At 62.0% G+C, this 18,253-nt stretch carries 13 protein-coding genes; 8 read left to right on the top strand and 5 right to left on the bottom strand.

The features are described 5' to 3' along the window. Window positions 1–83 precede the first annotated feature (83 nt). The 8 genes from deoC to amaB all read left to right on the top strand — a co-directional run bounded on the left by deoC (window position 84) and on the right by amaB (window position 9,288). Window positions 84–752 (top strand): 2-deoxyribose-5-phosphate aldolase, encoded by a 669-nt coding sequence (gene deoC / locus ACYVM5_RS03785; protein WP_460616846.1) that lies wholly within the window; start codon window positions 84–86, stop codon window positions 750–752. Next, a complete protein-coding gene (locus tag ACYVM5_RS03780) occupies window positions 733–1,290 on the top strand; it encodes a hypothetical protein (protein WP_460616845.1) in 558 nt (185 codons plus the stop codon). The genes deoC and ACYVM5_RS03780 overlap by 20 nt, the downstream gene beginning before the upstream one ends. A 235-nt stretch (window positions 1,291–1,525) precedes the next feature. Then, window positions 1,526–2,725, top strand: coding sequence for a M20 metallopeptidase family protein (locus ACYVM5_RS03775; protein ID WP_460616844.1), 1,200 nt, complete (start codon window positions 1,526–1,528; stop codon window positions 2,723–2,725). Between the two features lie 63 nt (window positions 2,726–2,788). Next, window positions 2,789–3,607: a hypothetical protein gene (locus ACYVM5_RS03770; protein WP_460616843.1), complete on the top strand. Its 819-nt coding sequence runs from the start codon at window positions 2,789–2,791 to the stop codon at window positions 3,605–3,607. Between the two features lie 233 nt (window positions 3,608–3,840). Beyond that, window positions 3,841–4,362, top strand: coding sequence for an Hsp20/alpha crystallin family protein (locus tag ACYVM5_RS03765; RefSeq protein WP_460616842.1), 522 nt, complete (start codon window positions 3,841–3,843; stop codon window positions 4,360–4,362). A 245-nt stretch (window positions 4,363–4,607) separates the two neighbouring features. Continuing rightward, entirely contained in the window at window positions 4,608–6,110 is a 1,503-nt protein-coding gene (locus ACYVM5_RS03760) for a S1C family serine protease (protein WP_460616841.1), read from the top strand. Between the two features lie 323 nt (window positions 6,111–6,433). Beyond that, entirely contained in the window at window positions 6,434–7,618 is a 1,185-nt protein-coding gene (locus tag ACYVM5_RS03755) for an AAA family ATPase (protein WP_460616840.1), read from the top strand. A gap of 65 nt (window positions 7,619–7,683) precedes the next feature. After that, a complete protein-coding gene (amaB, locus tag ACYVM5_RS03750) occupies window positions 7,684–9,288 on the top strand; it encodes an L-piperidine-6-carboxylate dehydrogenase (protein ID WP_460616839.1) in 1,605 nt (534 codons plus the stop codon). 84 nt (window positions 9,289–9,372) lie between these two features. On the opposite strand, the gene ACYVM5_RS03745 is transcribed toward amaB, so the two are convergent. The 5 genes from ACYVM5_RS03745 to ACYVM5_RS03725 form a co-directional block, all read right to left on the bottom strand. Next, window positions 9,373–9,921: a hypothetical protein gene (locus ACYVM5_RS03745; protein ID WP_460616838.1), complete on the bottom strand. Its 549-nt coding sequence runs from the start codon at window positions 9,919–9,921 to the stop codon at window positions 9,373–9,375. A gap of 57 nt (window positions 9,922–9,978) precedes the next feature. Further along, window positions 9,979–11,502, bottom strand: coding sequence for a TSUP family transporter (locus tag ACYVM5_RS03740; protein WP_460616837.1), 1,524 nt, complete (start codon window positions 11,500–11,502; stop codon window positions 9,979–9,981). A gap of 20 nt (window positions 11,503–11,522) precedes the next feature. Further along, window positions 11,523–13,235: an NADPH-dependent assimilatory sulfite reductase hemoprotein subunit gene (locus ACYVM5_RS03735; protein WP_460616836.1), complete on the bottom strand. Its 1,713-nt coding sequence runs from the start codon at window positions 13,233–13,235 to the stop codon at window positions 11,523–11,525. A gap of 127 nt (window positions 13,236–13,362) precedes the next feature. After that, window positions 13,363–16,263 carry a TonB-dependent receptor gene (locus tag ACYVM5_RS03730; protein ID WP_460616835.1) on the bottom strand — a complete coding sequence of 967 codons (2,901 nt, stop codon included), beginning with the start codon at window positions 16,261–16,263 and terminating at the stop codon, window positions 13,363–13,365. 157 nt (window positions 16,264–16,420) lie between these two features. Then, window positions 16,421–18,235 carry a diflavin oxidoreductase gene (locus ACYVM5_RS03725; RefSeq protein ID WP_460616834.1) on the bottom strand — a complete coding sequence of 605 codons (1,815 nt, stop codon included), beginning with the start codon at window positions 18,233–18,235 and terminating at the stop codon, window positions 16,421–16,423. Between the last annotated feature and the right edge of the window lie 18 nt (window positions 18,236–18,253).

Raw genomic sequence — 18,253 nt, 5'->3', positions numbered from 1 at the left:
AAGGTCCGCTGCACGTGCAGCGGACCTTTCTTGTACCGGGGGGCGGGGCGGCGTAGCACCGCCCCCCGCCGTACCTTTGTCCCATGACTCTCGCCGCCCGAATCGACCACACCCTGCTGCGCCCCGATTGCACGGAAGCGCAAATCATTCAGCTCTGCGAAGAGGCTGCCGCTCACGGCTTCGCCACGGTGTGCGTGCCGCCCTGCTACGTGGCCCTGGCCGCCGGCCGGCTGGCGGGCACGGCGGTGGGCATCTGCACCGTCATCGGATTTCCGCTGGGCTATGCTACCTCGGCCGTGAAGTTCAAGGAAGCCGAGGTGGCCTTGTATGACGGGGCCACGGAGCTGGACATGGTTATCAACGTCTCGGCCCTGAAATCGGGCAAGACCGATGCCATTCAGGCCGAAATTCTGGACTTGGCCGACCTCTGCCACGTGCACCAGGCCCTGCTCAAGGTCATCATCGAAACCGCCCTGCTCTCGGACGAGGAAATCGAGCTGGCCTGCCGCCTCTGCGTGGGAGGCGAGGCCGATTTCGTGAAAACCTCCACCGGCTTTGCCAGCCGGGGCGCGTCGGTGGCCGACATCGAGCTCATGCGCCGCTCCCTGCCCGATACCGTGCGCATCAAGGCGGCCGGGGGCATCCGCACCCGCGAAGCTGCGCTGGCCCTGGTGGCCGCCGGTGCCGACCGCATCGGCTCGTCCAATAGCCTGGCCCTGATTGCTGAATCCGATGAACCGACTGCTGCCTAAGATGCTCGTCGCCTCCCTGCTTTTCGGGCTCACGGCCTGCGCTGGCACGGCCCCGCAGGCCCCCCGCACCAGCACCCCCGCCGATACCACGCTTAAAAAAGCCGCCACCGCCGCTCCCATGCCCGCCGAGGACGTGACGAAGTACCGCCCGGTATTCGCCGCTCCCAAAGCCACGCCCATCCTGGCCACCGCGCCCGCCAAAACCATCGTGCTGCCCACCAACCACGTCAACCCCCAGGTAGAGCAGCGCCTGCGTGACCAGGCCTACACCAACCAGAACGTGAAGTATGCCCAGGGCTACCGCCTGCTGGTGTACCTCGGTCTGGAGCGCGACCAAGTGATGGCCATCCGTCGCACCGTCATCGGCCGCTACCCCGACGAGACGGACTACATCACCTTCAAATCGCCGGTCTACCGCCTCTATATCGGCGACTACCTTACTAAGCTCGACGCGGCCCGCGCCATGGCCCGCCTGCGCGGCCTCACCCCTAAGCTGGAGCTCGAAGCCACCCAGGTGGTGCTGAACAAGAACCCGTAGGGGAGGGGCAGATAGAACGAAAAATTCCCCTCCTTACCAAGGAGGGGACATTTCAGCGAAGCTGAAATTGGGGTGGTTGTTGGCGTTGAACCAAGGCCGAATAACCACCCGGAACGATGCCAACGCAAGCCGCTCAACGCCCACCCCGCGGTGCCACCCCCCCCGTCCGAGCCTTTGGCTCGAACATCCCCTCCTTGGTAAGGAGGGGCGTTTGACTGCCTAACGCCTACTACCCATGCCCGACACCCTCATTCCCCGCATCCAGGCCCTCGCCGCTGCCCACGCCGCCGATACCGTTGCCATTCGCCAGCACCTGCACGCGCACCCCGAGCTTTCGTTTGAAGAAGTGAACACTGCCGCATTTGTCACGCGGGAGCTGGAGAAGCTGGGCCTGAAGCCGCAGCCCATTGCCAACACCGGCGTGGTGGCCCTTATCGAAGGCCAGCCCGGCGGGCCCACCATCGCGCTGCGGGCCGATATGGACGCGCTACCCATCACGGAAACCAGCGACGTGCCTTACAAATCGACCAACCCCGGCGTGATGCACGCCTGCGGCCACGATGTGCATACCGCCTCGCTGCTGGGCGCGGCCCGCATCCTGAATGAGCTGAAAGGCGAGTTCAAAGGCACCGTGAAGCTGATGTTTCAGCCCGGTGAGGAGCGGCTGCCGGGCGGCGCTTCATTGATGATAAAGGAAGGTGTGCTGGAAAATCCGGCCGTGGGCCATGTGCTGGGGCAGCACGTTTTTCCGCACCTGCCAGCCGGCAAAATCGGCCTGCGCCCTGGCCGTTACATGGCCAGCACCGATGAATTGTACCTGACGATAAAAGGCAAGGGCGGCCACGGGGCCATGCCCGAAATGAACCTCGACCCCGTGCTGGTAGCCGCCCACATCATCGTGGCCGCCCAGCAAATCGTGAGCCGCCGCGCCAACCCCAAAATCCCCTCGGTGCTGAGCTTCGGCAAGGTCATCGCCAACGGTGCCACCAACGTTATTCCCAACGAAGTCTACCTCGAAGGCACCTTCCGCACCCTCAACGAGGAGTGGCGCGCCGAGGCCCACCAGCACCTGCGCAAGCTCTGCGAAGGCCTGGCCGAAAGCATGGGCGCGGTGTGCGAGCTCGAAATCCGCCACGGCTACCCCTACCTGGAAAACGAGCCTGCCCTCACCGCCCGCGTCCGCGCCGCCGCCGAAGAATACCTCGGCCCCGAAAACGTGGTTGAGCTCGACCAATGGATGGCCGCCGAGGACTTCGCCTACTTCTCGCAGGCCGCGCCGGCCTGCTTCTACCGCCTCGGCACGCGCCACGCCGATGGCCGTTTTGCCGCCTCCGTGCACACACCCACTTTCGATATCGACGAGCAGGCGCTGGCCACCGGCCCCGGCCTCATGGCCTGGCTGGCCATCAAGGAGCTGAGTAGCGCGGACTTTTAGTCCGCGAGTGAATCATCTACGCCATTCCATTCGCGGACTAAAAGTCCGCGCTACTTTCCCCTCATGAACCGATTTCTGCCCTGCGTCCTGCTTTTAGCCGCCCTACTGGCCTGGCCCGCCGCCGCCCAAACGCGCCGCTCCGTCTCCGGCCTGCAGCTTTGGCCCGAAGTGCAAGCCGAGCTGGCCCTGCCTGGCAACGACTACCTGCTCCTGACCGCCCGTGGCCAACAAAATACCGACAACAACCACCTCATCGGGGCCGAGCCCAAACGGGTGCTGGGCTTCGACGAGCAGCGCCTTAACCTGGCCTACGAGCATTTCCTGAACGAGCACTGGAGCCTGGGTGCTACCCTGGGCTACTTCAGCGCCAGCAGTAAGGACTACCTGCTGATACCCGAGGCGCTACTGCGCCACCGCGGCCCCCTCGGCCCGCTCACCTTCGGCCAGCGCCTGAGCCTGGAGCGCACCTTTCCCAGCGCCACCGGGGCCAAAGGCCAGACCAACGCCCGCCTGCGCGTCGACCTCGAAAAGCTGCTGCCCCTCGGCACCGGTAGCTTTGCTCTGCGCCCCCGCCTGAGCTACGAGGCCGTCACCCACGTCCGTCTCCTCACGTCCGATACCGACCCCGACGAGCGCACCATCCAATTCACCAGCCTGCGCGGCGAGGTAGGCGTCCGGGTGGCCGGGTTGTTCGATTTCACGCCCTGGTTTGCGTACCAGACCAATTACCTGGTCACGCTGCCGCAGTATAATTCGATGGGCATCCAGACCTCCGGCGGCAGGCTCAACGCCGTAACCCCGGTACTGGGAATTGATTTGCGCTTCACCATCCTCCAGCTCCATAGCGCTGAGGGTCGCCAGCAGCTGCCCACCCAACACTGATACCGGCCTGATGACAAAATTTCAGTCTTGGCTTTAGGGGTAATTATGCCTTGAATGAATATGACGGGCTTTCTGCCAGTTGGGATGAGCAGTTAATATTTACGTGGCTTTCCTGAATAAGACAAATTGTCGTTAAAAAGCCCGCATAAATCGATTGGTATAGAATTTAAGGAAGCGAAGTAGGCCGTCAGCCGGCTGTGATTCTTTCACTTCTCCTAACATTCTATATTTCAATGGCAACCCTGCTGTATAATAACCGCCCTTCCCTCCGTCCCAGCCGCGCTCTGAGCGCCATGCTGGCCGACATGCTCCGCGAGCCGCAAACGGCCACCGCGCAGCCCACGCCCGCCTTCGTGCCCGCCGCCGACATCCTCGAAACCGCTACCGGTTTTGAACTGCACCTGGCCTTGCCCGGCATGAAAAAAGAGGCCGTCAACCTGGAATTCCTCGACGGCCAGCTCGTCGTCTCCGGCTCCCGGCCCAACCCGGTGGCTGTTGCGAAAGAAGCCGCCACTGCTGCCGAAGCCGCCGCTCCCACCGATGAAAATACGCCCGCTGTGGTAGCTCCCGAGGCTCCGGCCGCGCCCAAGTTCCGCCGCGTCGAAACCAACTATGGCCACTTCTCGCGCACCTTCCGCCTGCCCGATACCGTGAACGTGAAGGCCATTGCCGCTGAATTGACCGATGGCATCCTGCGCGTGACGCTGCCCTTCGACACTGAAAAAGTGACCACCCAGCACATCGAAATCCGCTAAGCGCGGGCCGGTTTGTAAAAAAAGGCACCTCTCGGGGTGCCTTTTTTGCAGCCGCCAGCGTTGGGCTGCTGACAAGCTGGTTTTGGCCTGTTTTCTGCTGAAAGCAACCTTCGCACGCGAAAGCGAATCCTTTCTGCGTTAAGCCGGAAATAACCTGGCTGGACTCATCCGGTTTTCATTCGACTGATGCTAAATTAGGCTCTCTGTTCACCCCATTCACCCTTTTTTCAAATTTTCCCTTACCCATGCAAGCAAAACAAATGATGCTCGGCCTGCTCGGTTCTGCCATTCTCGGCGGCGGCGTGGCCGTGGGGGGATACAAGCTGCTCGAGCCGGCCCAGGTGGCGCCTCAGGCCGTAGCCGCCGACCCCCAGGTGCGTTACACTTCCGAGATGCGGAGCACGCCCTACGCCGTGCCCGAGGGCCTGAATTTTGTGGCCGCCGCCGCCGCCGTAACCCCGGCCGTGGTGCACGTAATGACCGAATATGCCGCGCCGTCCGTCGACCAGCGCCAGCAGCAGATGGACCCGTTCCTGCGCCAGTTTTTTGGCGACCAGTTGGAGCAGTTTCATGGCCAGCAGCCGCAGGGCGGCGGCCAGGGTTCGGGCTCGGGCGTGATTATCGCCGCCAACGGCTATATCGTGACCAACAACCACGTTATCGACAAAGCCTCCAAGATTGAGGTCGTGCTCGACGACAAGCGCAAGTTCGAAGCCGAGCTGGTGGGGGCCGACCCCAACACCGACCTGGCCGTGCTGAAAGTGAAGGCCGACAACCTGCCCTTCGTGAAGTATGGCAACTCCGACGATGTGAAAGTGGGCCAGTGGGTGCTTGCCGTGGGCAACCCCTTCAACCTGAACTCGACCGTGACGGCCGGCATCATTTCGGCCAAAGGCCGGAACATCGACATCCTGCGCCGTAAGGACAACATGGGCATCGAGTCGTTCATCCAGACCGACGCCGTGGTGAACCCCGGCAACTCGGGCGGCGCCCTCGTGAACCTGAACGGTGACCTGATTGGCATCAACTCGGCCATTGCCTCGCACACGGGTTCCTACGAAGGCTACTCGTTCGCCATCCCCAGCTCGCTGGCCAGCAAAGTGGTCGATGACCTGCTGAAATACAAAGTGGTGCAGCGCGCCCTGCTCGGCGTGCAAATCCAGGAAGTGGACGCCAAGCTGGCTTCGGAGAAAAAGCTGAATACCCTGAATGGCGTGTACGTGCAGGGTCTCACCCAAGGCAGCGCAGCGTCGCAGGCTGGCTTGAAGATGGGTGACATCATCACCCAAATCAACGGCGTGGCGGTGAATACCTCGTCGCAGCTGCAAGAGCAGGTGGCTCGTTTCCGTCCTGGCGACAAAATCAAGGTGAGCTACACGCGCGGCGGTACGGCCGGTCTGGCCGAAGCCATTCTGCGCAATGCCACCGGCACCACCGGCATCGTGCGCGAGGATGCGATAGCAGCCGCCATCAAGTACGAGGGCGCAACCATTGCCGCCGTGCCGGCCCGTGACCTAGCCAAACTCGGCCTGGAAGGCGGGGCCAAAATTTCGGGCATCAAAGGCAGTAACTTCCGCGAGACGGGCATGGCCGATGGCTTCATCATCACCCGCATCGACAAGAACCAGGTGACCAAGCCCGCCGACGTGAAAAGCTACCTCGACCAGGCCCGCGAAAACTCGGGCGCGCTGGTGGAAGGCGTGTACCCCGACGGCCGCAAGGCCTACTACCCCATCGGGCAGGAATAGCCCGTCGTGGTTGAATAACGAAAAAGCCCCTGCCGACGCGGCAGGGGCTTTTTTCGTTTTCGGTGTTTTTACAATGTTGGAATCCCATTTTGGGAAAAAATTGAGCTGAGGAATCGATGAGGCGGACGTGGTTGACTCTGTATTCATCATAAACCAGGTATGGCGTTGACCGTCAAAGAAAAAATATAAAAAATGCGTCTTTTCATGTGTTCGTAATTAGCCCTTATGGGTGGGTTCTAACGTAGTTGTTATCCCAAGTTGGGAGTCGAATGGCTTAGTGTTTCTACTTGGTTTATACAGCGTGCCCAGCTTTCCCTTATTCAATGGAGAACGTAATCAACACCCTTTATATTCAGAACTTCAAGTCGATTCGGGGTGCTGTGCTGCACCCGCGGCGGGTCAATCTCATCATCGGGCAGCCCAACGTGGGTAAATCGACGGTGCTGGAGTCCATGAGCCTGCTGGGGAGCTTTCCGTTTGAGCAGAAAAAACGCTTTATGCGCAGCTTCATTCGGTATGAGAAGCCGGCGCAGCTGTTCCATGACAGCCTGATGACGGCCCCCATCCGGGTGGAAACCGACCGCGACGTGTGCCTGCTAGGCCGCGTGGGCGAAGGCGACGCCAAGCGGTTTCAGTACGGAGCGTTCAGCCAAACGGCTTACCTGCTGCTGCGGGCCCAACTGGGACTGCCGCTGCTGGAAGGCCGGAGCCGCACCCGAAGCAACGACGATGCGTTGCTATTGGCCCGCCTGCACAGCCACCTGGCCAATGCCGTCGCGCTGCCCGAGCCCGGCTTCATCTACACCGAGTTCGACCGCGACGGGGTGACCGACCGGCCGGGTGCCGACGGGCGCTACCTAGCGTCGCGGCCGGTCTGGCAGCCCCGGGCCGTGAAATCCTACCGTTTCAAGCGCAACACCCACCTCGACCGCCGCTATGCCGATGCCGGCCTGCGCCCGCCCCACGGCAACAATCTGGTGCAGGTGCTGGAAGCCAGCGCCGACCTGCGCCACGAATTTGCCACCCTCTTTGCCGACCACAACCTGCGCCTGCGCGTGCGCCCCGATGCCAACCGCTTCGAGGTGATGAAGGAGCTGGACGGCCTGAGCTTTGCCTATCCGTACTCGAGCAGCGGCGATACTTTGCAGCGCTACGGCTTCCACCTGGCGGCCATGGAATCGAACCGGAACACCGTGATTTTGCTGGAAGAGCCCGAGGCGCATTCCTACCCGCTATACGTTTCGCAACTGGCCGAACGCATTGCCACTCAGCAAACCAACCAGTATTTCGTGACCACGCACAGCCCGGTTTTCTTTGATGCGGTGCTGGAAAACATGGTGCCCTATGAGAACCGGGTAACGGAGCTGGCCGTGTTTATGGTGTATTACAAGGACTTTCACACCAAAATCCGGCAACTGTCGGACGAGGAAGTACGGGGCATGCGCCGCAACAGCCTCGATGTGTTCAGCAACCTGCACCTGCTGGCGCAGGAGCCGCGCAAGGTGTAGCGGCTGGGCCAACTCCCCGGCAACCCGTAGCTTTGCCGCAGCAACATCCCACCCCCAACCACCCCATGAAGCAGGCCCTCGAAGAAGCCACCGCTGCCGACGTTACCGTTGAGCACCCCCACCACGACCCCCACGGCATTCAGGACGTGCTACGCCAGCTGGGCGTGCAGGCCGATAACGCCGCCTACAGCACCGGCCGCACCTGGGGCGGCGACCAGAACGCCGACCGCCGCGTCATCAACGCGCCCGCCGATGGCCGTCGCATTGCCAGCGTGGCTTTCGCCACCGCTGATAACTACGAAACCGTAGTGAAGTCCGCACAGGAAGCCTTCAAGTCCTGGCGCTTGGTGCCGGCTCCCAAGCGCGGCGAAATCGTGCGCCAGATTGGCAACAAGCTGCGCGAATTCAAGGAGCCGCTGGGCAAGCTGGTGAGCGCCGAGATGGGCAAAATCCTCCAGGAAGGCCTGGGCGAAGTGCAGGAGATGATTGATATCTGCGATTTTGCCGTGGGTTTGAGCCGGCAGCTGCACGGCTTCACCATGCACTCGGAGCGCCCCGCACACCGTATGTACGACCAGTACCAGCCGCTGGGCATCGTGGGCATCATTTCGGCCTTCAACTTCCCGGTGGCCGTGTGGAGCTGGAACGCCATGCTGGCCGCCGTGTGCGGCGACGTGAGCATTTGGAAGCCTTCGGAGAAAACGCCCCTCACCGCCGTGGCTGTGCAGCACATCATCAAGGACGTGTTGGCTGAGAATAACATTGCCGAAGGCGTATTCAGCGTGATTATCGGTGATGCCAGCATCGGGGCCGCAATGGCCGCCGACAAGCGCATTCCGCTGGTATCGGCCACGGGCAGCACCCGCATGGGGCGCAAGGTGGGCGAAGTGGTGGGCGCGCGCCTGGGCCGCGCCCTGCTGGAGCTGGGCGGCAACAACGCCATCATCGTGACCAAAAACGCCGACCTCAAAATTGCCATCCCGGCCATTGTGTTTGGGGCGGTGGGCACGGCCGGGCAGCGCTGTACCAGCACCCGCCGCGTCATCATCGAAGACAGCGTGTTTGAGGAAGTGAAAAACCGCCTGCTGGCCATTTATCCCAAACTGCCCATCGGCCACCCGCTGCAAACGGGCACGCTGGTTGGCCCGCTGATTGACGCCGACGCGGTGAAAATGTTCGAAAATGCGCTGACGGCCGTGCAGGCCGAAGGCGGCAAGCTGCTGAGCGGCGGCGAGGTGCTAGCCCGCCCCGAGCTGAACGGCGGCCACTACGTGACCCCGGCCCTGGTAGAAGTGGAAAACCACTACCACACGGTGCAGGAGGAGACGTTCGCACCCATCCTCTACCTCATCAAGTACAGCGGCGACGTGGAAACGGCCATTGAGCTGCAAAACGACGTGCGCCAAGGCCTGTCATCGTCCATCTTCACGCTGAACATGCGCGAAGCCGAAGTTTTCCTGGCCGCCAGCGGTTCCGACTGCGGCATTGCCAACGTGAACATCGGCACGAGCGGGGCCGAAATCGGTGGTGCGTTTGGTGGCGAGAAGGAAACCGGCGGCGGCCGCGAATCCGGCTCCGACGCTTGGAAAGTGTACATGCGCCGCCAGACGAATACCATTAACTATTCGACAGAATTGCCGTTGGCGCAGGGCATCAAGTTTGACGTATAGCGTATGCTTTAGCTTGCGCATTAATAAGCAAAAAAGCCCCGCCGATGGATTCGGCGGGGCTTTTTTGTGTCTGGATATAACCGGCTATTGCGGGCTGTAGCGCACGTCGCCGTGGCCTTTATACATAAGGCCATTGGCATCGTACACCACGTAGTAAAGCCGATATAGTTCGTTGGGACCGAGGCCCGCGCCGATGTAATCCAGCGAAAACCTTATGCCATTGACAAATTCGGTAGGGCCCAACTGGCGCATGATTTTATATTGACGGTTCACCAACAGGGCGCGCATCGAATAAATAGTGGCTAGGCCGCCAGCCGGACGTTGGGCATTCAGGGACCAGCTAGCTTGGCCGGCCGAAGGGTTAGGATAAGCGGGAGAGGAACTTATTAAACCACCGGCTTGCTGCGCGCCGTTCAGGTCGAAGCCGAGGTCGGCGAAAAGGGCGCGTTCCTGCTTGTTCCACTCGCCGTCCGAAGTCCAGTCGGTAGGGTCGTTGGGGCCGGCGGGGAAGTTTGAACCGGTGCGGTAGGTGATGCCTTCGCCCTCGCCAAAATCGACGATGGGGTTGGAGTCGGACTTGCTGCATCCCAGCAGGGTAGCGAGCAATAGAATGGGTAGGAAACGCTGGCGCATGGAAAGAGATTGGTGATGCGAAAGCGTCAAAGGTAAAAACGGAACTCCGCCCCGGTTCTACAGCAGCTTGCGCAGCGCCCAGAGGCTCCAGATGATAACCATTAGTCCCACGCCCACGAACATCCAGCGGGTGGGCAGGCGGCCGGCCAGCCGGGCCGCAATGGGGGCCGCCGCCACGCCCCCCACGATGAGGCCCAGCACAATCTGCCAGTGCGAAATGCCCAGAATGGTGAAAAATGTAAAGGCACTGGCAAACGTCACGAAGAATTCGACCAAGCTCACCGTACCAATGACGTAGCGCGGCGTGCGGCCGTTGGTAATGAGCGTGCTGGTAACCAGCGGCCCCCAGCCGCCGCCGCCGAAGGAATCGAGGAAGCCGCCGGCTCCGGCCAGCCAGCCGGCATTTTTCACCTTTTTACGTTTTTTCGCTGCTTTCTGGAATGCTTTGGTAATGATGCGCAGGCCCAGAAACAACAGGTACACGGCCAGAATCGGTTTGACGTAGCCGGCGTAGGTTTCGCCGAAATGCGCCAGCAGCAGCGCCCCGCTAACGGAGCCAGCGATGCCCGGCAGCAGCAGCACCCGAAACAGGCGCTTGTTGACGTTGCCAAACCGGTAGTGGTTGTAACCCGATGCGCCGCTGGCGAAGACCTCGGCCGTGTGAATGCTGGCGCTTACCGAAACCGGGCTCAACCCCAGCGACATCAGGCTGATGGCCGATACCACGCCGTAGCCCATGCCCAGCATGCCGTCCACCATCTGGGCCAGGAAGCCCACGGCCACAAACGTGTAGAACGTGCCCGATGAGCGCACCAGCTGCCACGCCTGCGCCGGGGTGAAGTAGTAGGAGAGGATGTTGATGAAAATGAAAACCGCGAACGTGACGAGCGCGCCCGTGGCCACGCGCCGCCAGTACACGGTGGCGGGCGTTTCGTAGGCGGGGCCGTGGGCCAGCTCGGCAGTCACGGCGTTCAGCGACTTCACTTTTTCGGCGAAATCCCCCTTTAGCCGGCTGCGGATGATGGTCATTTGGCCCAGCACCGAGGCCAGCTCGGCGGGCAGTACTTCGGCCAGCACTTCGCGTAGGCGCTTGCCCACCGTGGGCGACTTGCCGTTGGTGGAGATGGCAATTTTCAAATCGCCCTTCTGCAGCACCGAGGAGAGGTAAAAATCGCATAGCTCGGGCGTGTCGGCCACGTTGGTGAAGAGCTGGCGGGCCGCCGCCGCCGCGCCGATATAGCGGTGCAGGGCCACGTCGTCCGTGGCCAGGAACAGGAGGTCTTTGTCGTCGAGGTCGCGGTCCTGATAGGGGCGCTGGTGCAGCTGCACTTTGGGGTGGCGGGCGGCCAGTTCGCGCAGCTCGGGGAGGATGTACGGCGCAACCACGGTCACGGCCGTAGCGGGGCTGTTGCGCAGAATGGCTCCTAGCTTTTCCAGGCCCACGTTGCCGCCGCCCACCAGCAGCACGCGCATGTTTTCCAGCTTCAGGAAGATGGGAAACAGGTTGTTGGCCGGTGAAGTAGCATCTGGCGGCGGGGGGGCCACCGCCGGGCTGGTGGGATTAGGGAAATTGGAATCCATAGCTCAGAAAGATAATAAAATCAGGCGTGAAAGTCCAACCCGTGCCGGGTGGCTTTCACAACACCGGTACGCACCACAAAGTCGCCGAAGCCCTCAGTGGGCTGGCGGTTGGCGGCGTAGGCGGCCAGCAGGGGCGTGAGCTCGCGCAGGACACCGTCTTCGTCCAGCATTTCGAGATAGAGCTTGTTGAGGCGCTCGCCGGCGTGGTTGGCGCCGAGGTAGAGGTTGTAACGGCCGGGCGCCTTGCCGACAAGGGCGATTTCGCCCAGGTAGGGCCGGGCGCAGCCGTTGGGGCAGCCGGTCATGCGGATGAGAATGCCCGCTTCGGCCAGGCCGTGGGCGCGGATAACGGCGTCGAGCTTATCCAGCAACTGGGGCAGGTAGCGCTCGGCTTCAGCGAAGGCCTGGGAGCAGGTAGGTAGGGCCACGCAGGCCAGGGCGTTGCGGCGCAGGGCCGTGAGTTGCTCGGCTTTGGGGCCGACACCGTGGCTTTCGAGGATGGCCTGAATGCGGACGCGGTGAGCGGGTTCGATTTTGGCCAGAATCAGGTTCTGGTTGCCGGTGAGGCGGAATTCGCCGGTGTGGAAGGCGCTGATTTCGCGTAGCGCGGTTTTGAGGCGGTAGCCGGGCCGGTCGAGTACGCGGCCACCTTCTACAAACAAAACCAGGTGCGAAGGGCCGTCAGCATTGCCGGTCCAGCCAAAGGCGTCGCTGGAGCTGTGAAACTGATAGGGGCGGGTTTCGGCCAGCGCGTAGCCCAAGCGCTGGTGCAGCTCGGCCACGAAGGCGGGCAAGCCTGCTCGGTCAATGGTGTACTTGAGGCGCGAGAGCTTGCGGTTTTCGCGGTTGCCCCAGTCGCGCTGGATGGTTACGATTTTCTCGCACACGTCCACCACGTTTTCGGCGGGCACGAAGCCGATGAGGTCGGCGAGGCGCGGGTAGGTTTCGGGCAGGCCGAAGGTCATGCCCAGGCCGCCGCCCACGGCCACGTTGAAGCCCAGCAGCCGGCCATTTTCCTCGATGGCGATGAGGCCGATGTCGTTCGAGAAAATGTCTGAATCGTTGTAGGGTGGCAGCGCCAGGGCGATTTTGAACTTGCGCGGCAGGTAGGTTTTGCCGTAGATAGGCTCGGCGTCGTCGGTGGCTTCGGTGGTGTTTTGCAACTCGCCGTCGAGCCAGATTTCGTGGTAGGCGGTGGTGCGCGGCGTGAGGTGGGCGCTGATTTCGGCCGCTACGGCTTGCACCTCGGCGTGCACCGGCGACTCGTGCGGATTGGTGTTGCACATCACGTTGCGGTTCACGTCGCCGCAGCCGGCAATGCTGTCCAGCAGCGCATCGTTGAAGCCCTGGATGGTGGGGCGGAGGTCGCGCTTCAGCACGCCGTGCAACTGGAAGGTCTGACGGGTGGTGAGCTTGAGGGAGCCATTGCCATAGGCGTCGGCCAAGGCGTCCATGCGCTGCCATTGGGCGGAAGAGGCCACGCCGCCCGGCATCCGCACCCGAATCATGAAGGAAAACAGCGGCTCCAACTTCTGGCGCTTGCGCTCGGAATCGAGGTCACGGTCGGTTTGCTGGTACGAGCCGTGGAACTTGATGAGGTGGGTGTCATCGTGGTTCAGCGCGCCGGTGAGGCGGTTGCGCAGGCTCTCGACGATGGTACCGCGCAGGTAGCGGCTGGCGGTTTTGACGTGCTCGACTTCGGAGAGTTTCTGCGGAGCTAGGATATCGGACATAAAATACACCGTATTGAAATTTTGAGGTAGGGTGCGGGGCTTGTCCCCGCCCGGCGTCTGTGCCGGATGCATGATTTCATTCAATGGCGGGCGGGGGCAAGCCCCGCACCCTACTAATGCAGCACAGTTAGTGCAGCACCGTGGCGTCGAAAACCACGCTCACGTAGTACAGCGCCCCAATCGTGGGGCCGGCGGCGTATTGGAAGTAGCGCTTATTGAGAATGTCCGTGCCGCCGAGTTTCACAGTCGATTTCAGCGTGGGCACGCGCAGGTTCACTTGGGCATCCAAAGTAGAGTAGGCGGGCACCTGGCCGTTGGCCAGCGGGCTTTCCCAATAGAAGGAGTCCTGCCAGCGCCAGTTCACGTTGAAGCCGAAGTTTTTTACGATTTCGCGGTTGCCGACTGACACATTGGTGGCCCATTTTGGGGTGTTGAAGCCGGTCACGAACACATCGGCCTGGCTGTTCTTCGACAGGGCGTTGTAGTTCACGTTGCCGGCCACGGTGAACTTCTGGTAGAAGTTGTAGGTGAGGCCCAGCGTGGAGCCATAGCTGTGGTAGTCCTGGCGCGAGTTGGTGTAGACGCGGTACCGGTCCTGGCGGGCGTCGCGGTTAGTGCGCAGGGCGGCCAGGGCGGCGGCATCTGAGCCGACGGGCACTTGCTGGCCGTTGGCGTCTTTGGGCACGCTCACTTCCACCTGGCCCAGAAAGCCGGAGTACACGTTGTAGTACGCGTCGGCGTCGATGGCCAGGCGGTTGTCGAGGAGTACGCTGCGGTAGCCTACTTCGTAGGCGTTGATTTGCTCGGGCTGCTCGGTGGGCAGGTTGGCGACTTTCAGCAAGTCGCGGTTTTGGGGCAGTACGGCGGCCTGCGCGGCGGTGCTGCCGGCATTGGCGGCCACGTAGGCATTCACGGCCGCGTTGAACTGGTCGATGCTGGTGCGGGTGTAGGAGTTTTGCAGGTAGTTCAGGCCCTCGTTCACGCGGGAGAGGCCACCCACGCGGCGCACGTTGCCGTTGTTCACAAACGACAGCGCCTCAAACAGCGAGGGAAAGCGCCAGCCATTCTGGTAGGAGGCGCGGAAATTGTGCTTCTCGGCTACGGTGTACACGGCAGCCAAGCGCGGGTTCACTTTGGCGGTGAACTCGGGGTTGTAATCGACGCGCAGCGAGCCGGTGAGCTTCAGCTTATCGCCGAGCAGCAGTTTGGTAGCTTGGCCAAACGCACCGTATTTCTTGTAGTACACGAAGTCGCCGCCGGCCTGATTCCGCTCGGCCAGCGGCAGGCTGAAATCCACGAAATTGTTGCCGTCGGGGATAATCTGGTACACGCGGGCATCGGCCCCCACCAGTAAGTCCACGAATTTCACGCGCTGGCCCAGGTTCCACACGCCTTCGGTGTGGTAGGTGCGGCTGTGCTGCGAAAGGGCCGCGCCGCCGGGCGTGGGCGCGCCGGCCACGTTCACGCCGCTGTCCCAGTTGTTGGTGGCTACAATCTGCGCTTTCAGAGCGTCGAAGGCAGGCGTGCCGGGCTCGGCGCGGCCGGCATCGGCGGCGGCGCGGGCGGCGGCCATGGCGGGCGCAAGGGCGATGCCGTTGGCCAGCTGGCTTTGCAGCGCGGTCTTGAACTTGTTGCCCCATACAGCATTCGAGCCGTTTTGCAGGTCCAGGTTCAGGGCCAGGGGATTGAGGTTGTAGGAGTCGCCGGTGTTTTCGAGCAAGGCGTAGGCGCGCACCACAAAGTCGGCGCCTTTCAGTTCCAGCTTGTGGTTTTGTACGGTCACGCCGTCGAGCTGAATCTTGTTGCCGCGCTGAAACACGCCGTCCATCAGCCCGAATCGGTAGCCGTAGCTCAGCTCCAATTTATTCGTCAGCTTGTAGTGCAGGCTGGCATCGGCCTTGATGTTGCGCACAATGGGATTCACCAAATCCTTCTCATAATATCCCGTGCGCGTCACCGTAAACGCTTGGTTTTTGCCCTGGTAGGGAATGGTTACCGTGAGCGAGGAGTTGGTGTCGTCGCCGTAGCGGTTCCAGAGGTCGGCGGCGGGGTTGGCCGCGCCCGACAGCTCCGTGAAGCCGGGGTTGGAGGTGCTCAGGCCCTGCGGGTTCTGGTCGGTTTGGTTGTTGGCCAGCCAGTCGGTGCCGCGCAGGTAGTCCACGTTCACCTTGTAGGCCCAGCGGCTGCCCAGCGCCTGGGCGTAGCGGATGGCGGTCTCGGTGAGGGCGCTGGGGTTGCGGTCGGCGGCGCTGCCCACGTGGTTCACGCCTACTTTCTGGTACACGCTCAGGCCCTGGTAGGTGAAAGGGCTTTTGGTGGTGAGGTTGGCCATACCGTTGATGGCGTTCATGCCGTAGAGGGCCGAGGCCGCGCCGGGCGTCACCTCCACGCTGGCAATGTCAAGCTCCGTTGGCCCGATGGCATTGCCCAGCGGCACGCCCAGCGTGGCCGCCTGCATATCTACACCGTCCACCAACTGCATGAAACGGAAGTTGTTCGGGATGTTAAAGCCCCGCGTATTCGGCACTTTGAAGGTGAGGCTGCTGGTGAGCATCTGCACGCCCTTCACGTTTTCCAGCGCGTCGTAGAAACTGGGCGCGGGCGTTTCCTTGATGGCCCGAATGTCCAGCTTCTCAATGGCTACCGGCGATTTCAGCCGGCTTTCCTCTACCCGCGAGGCCGATACCACGACCTCGTTGGTGAGCACGCCCTTGGCTTCGAGCGTCACATTCAGCGGCTGGCTGCTGCTCAGAATTTCCAGTTCCACCGCCTCGTGGCCCAGAGCATTGAAGACGAGCGTAAACGGGTAAGTGAGTTTGGCTTTGAGGGCGAATTTGCCGTCGCCGTCGCTCTGGGTGCCGGTGCTGGCGCCTTTCACGCTGATGCTCACGCCGGGCAGGGCCTCGTTGGTGCCCTTCTCGTGCACCACACCGCTGATTGCAATCAGTTGGGTTTGGGCAAAGGCCGCGCTGATGCTAGCCAGAAACAGGATGAGAAAAAGGAGGAATGAGGGGTAATAGGATTTCATGAATCGGGGAAGTTGAAGTCGAAAATGAGAGGCTGAGAAGCGGGCACATTCGACAACAACAGGGATTATTTAAGGCGGAGGTGGTTTTCATAGATTGGTTGGGTGAGAGGAATGAAGGTGCATTCAGTATGGTATTCAGTGGATTACCCATTTCGGACTAGTACACGTCCTCTAAATAGCGGCGCTGCTTCCGTAGGCTCTTCACGTAAGCCGCCGCATCTTCAGCCGAGAGGCCGGCTTCCTGCTGCACTACCTGCGTGAGTGCCGTTTGCACCGCCCCGCCCAGCCGGTTTTTATCGCCGCACACGTAGAACTGCGCGCCATTTTCGAGCCAGCTGAATACCTCGCGGCTATTCTCCAGCAGCCGGTCCTGCACGTAGACTTTCTCGGTCTGGTCGCGCGAAAAAGCCACATCGAACCGGGCCAGCCCGCCGCGCTTGAGGTGCTGCTGCCACTCAGCCTGGTACAGAAAATCGGTGGTGAAATGCGGGTTTCCGAACAGCAGCCAGTTGCGTCCGGTAGCGCCCAGCTCCACCCGCTCCTCCACAAAGGCGCGGAACGGCGCGATGCCCGTGCCGGCCCCAATCATGATAATGTCGGTGGCCGGGTTTTGGGGTAGCTTGAAATACTCGTTGTGCTCCACAAACACCCGCACCTCGTCACCTACCGCCACGCGGTCGGCCAGGAACGACGAGCACACGCCGTGCTTGCGGCGGCCGTGGGCCTCGTAGCGCACCGCACCCACGGTGAGGTGCACTTCATCGGGGTGGGCCAGCAGGCTGCTGGCGATGGAATAGGCGCGGGTGGGGAGTGGGCGCAGCGTGTCGGCCAAGGCCTGGGCGGTGAGCTGGTCGGTAGGAAAATCGGTGAGCAAATCAGCCACGTCGCGGCCGTAGAGGTAGGGCTGCAGGCGCGTGGTATCGGCCAGCAGGCCATGCAATTCGGCGTGCGGAGCCAGGGCAGCGTAGCGTTCCAACACGTCGCGGGTGAGCACGGTGAGCTCGCGGCCGCTGGCCAGGGCGGCGGCCAGCGGCAGGCTTTCGGCCCCCAGTTGCACCGGCGCAGAGTCGGAAAGGCGGGCGGCGCGCAGCACTTCTTCCACCAGCGGGTCATGGTTGATGGAGCGCACCGCCAGCGCATCGCCGGGTGCGTACTGCAAGCCCGAGCCGGCCAAATCCAGCTCGATGTGGTACGTCTCCTTATCCGAGCCGCGCCCGTTCAGCTGAATGCTTTCCAGCACGCGAGCCGGCCAAGGATTTTCACGGGTGAAAGTAGCGACGGCTTCAACTGGCTGTAGGGAAACTGCTGACACTGATGCTCCAGCTGCAATCGGATTCTCGGCGTTGCTGGCAGCAGTCCCGGCAATCTTCTCCAAAGCGGCTTCAATCCACTGGCTCGCGGCATCCTGATAATCCACGTCCGCATCCACGCGGTCAAGCAGTCGGGTGCCGCCCAATTCCGCCAAACGCTGGTCGAAATCCTTGCCCGTCTGGCAGAAATGCAGATAGCTCGTATCGCCCAGCGCCAGCACGGCGAAGCGTAGTTTCGGTAGCTTCGGAGCACGACTACCGTTGATAAACTGGTGTAATTCCTCGGCCGAAATGGGCGGCTCGCCCTCGCCGTGCGTGCTCACGATGATGAGCAGATTCTGCTCCTGCGCCAACTGCCGCGTGGGGTAGTCGTTCATGTCGCGCACCTCGGCCGTGAGGCCGCGCTGCTTAGCCGCTTCGGCGGCTTGCTGGGCCACTTTTTTACCATTGCCAGTGTGCGAGCCGTAGAGAATGGTCAGCTTCTCTACCGGGGCCGCCACGGCGGGGGCGGGCGCGACAGCTGCAACTGCCGCGCCGCCGCTGGTGGCCTGACCGTAGAAATAGCCACTCAGCCACACCAGCTGCTGCGCCGATAATTTTTCGGTAAGCTGCTGAAGGTGTGCCTCGTCGAGGTGAGGGGGAAGGATGGGGAAAGCAGACATAATCAATCCGGGTACAAT

The organism is Hymenobacter ruber (assembly GCF_054783255.1).
This window is presented reverse-complemented; position numbering and strand designations above follow the sequence as displayed.

Bases quoted from the DNA above. Each gene is read 5' to 3' on its own strand.
- ACYVM5_RS03765 (WP_460616842.1), top strand. From the start codon at position 3,841: ATGGCAACCCTGCTGTATAATAACCGCCCTTCCCTCCGTCCCAGCCGC.
- deoC (WP_460616846.1), top strand. From the start codon at position 84: ATGACTCTCGCCGCCCGAATCGACCACACCCTGCTGCGCCCCGATTGC.
- ACYVM5_RS03755 (WP_460616840.1), top strand. From the start codon at position 6,434: ATGGAGAACGTAATCAACACCCTTTATATTCAGAACTTCAAGTCGATT.
- ACYVM5_RS03740 (WP_460616837.1), bottom strand. From the start codon at position 11,502: ATGGATTCCAATTTCCCTAATCCCACCAGCCCGGCGGTGGCCCCCCCG.
- ACYVM5_RS03770 (WP_460616843.1), top strand. From the start codon at position 2,789: ATGAACCGATTTCTGCCCTGCGTCCTGCTTTTAGCCGCCCTACTGGCC.
- ACYVM5_RS03780 (WP_460616845.1), top strand. From the start codon at position 733: ATGAACCGACTGCTGCCTAAGATGCTCGTCGCCTCCCTGCTTTTCGGG.
- ACYVM5_RS03725 (WP_460616834.1), bottom strand. From the start codon at position 18,235: ATGTCTGCTTTCCCCATCCTTCCCCCTCACCTCGACGAGGCACACCTT.
- ACYVM5_RS03775 (WP_460616844.1), top strand. From the start codon at position 1,526: ATGCCCGACACCCTCATTCCCCGCATCCAGGCCCTCGCCGCTGCCCAC.
- amaB (WP_460616839.1), top strand. From the start codon at position 7,684: ATGAAGCAGGCCCTCGAAGAAGCCACCGCTGCCGACGTTACCGTTGAG.
- ACYVM5_RS03735 (WP_460616836.1), bottom strand. From the start codon at position 13,235: ATGTCCGATATCCTAGCTCCGCAGAAACTCTCCGAAGTCGAGCACGTC.
- ACYVM5_RS03760 (WP_460616841.1), top strand. From the start codon at position 4,608: ATGCAAGCAAAACAAATGATGCTCGGCCTGCTCGGTTCTGCCATTCTC.
- ACYVM5_RS03730 (WP_460616835.1), bottom strand. From the start codon at position 16,263: ATGAAATCCTATTACCCCTCATTCCTCCTTTTTCTCATCCTGTTTCTG.
- ACYVM5_RS03745 (WP_460616838.1), bottom strand. From the start codon at position 9,921: ATGCGCCAGCGTTTCCTACCCATTCTATTGCTCGCTACCCTGCTGGGA.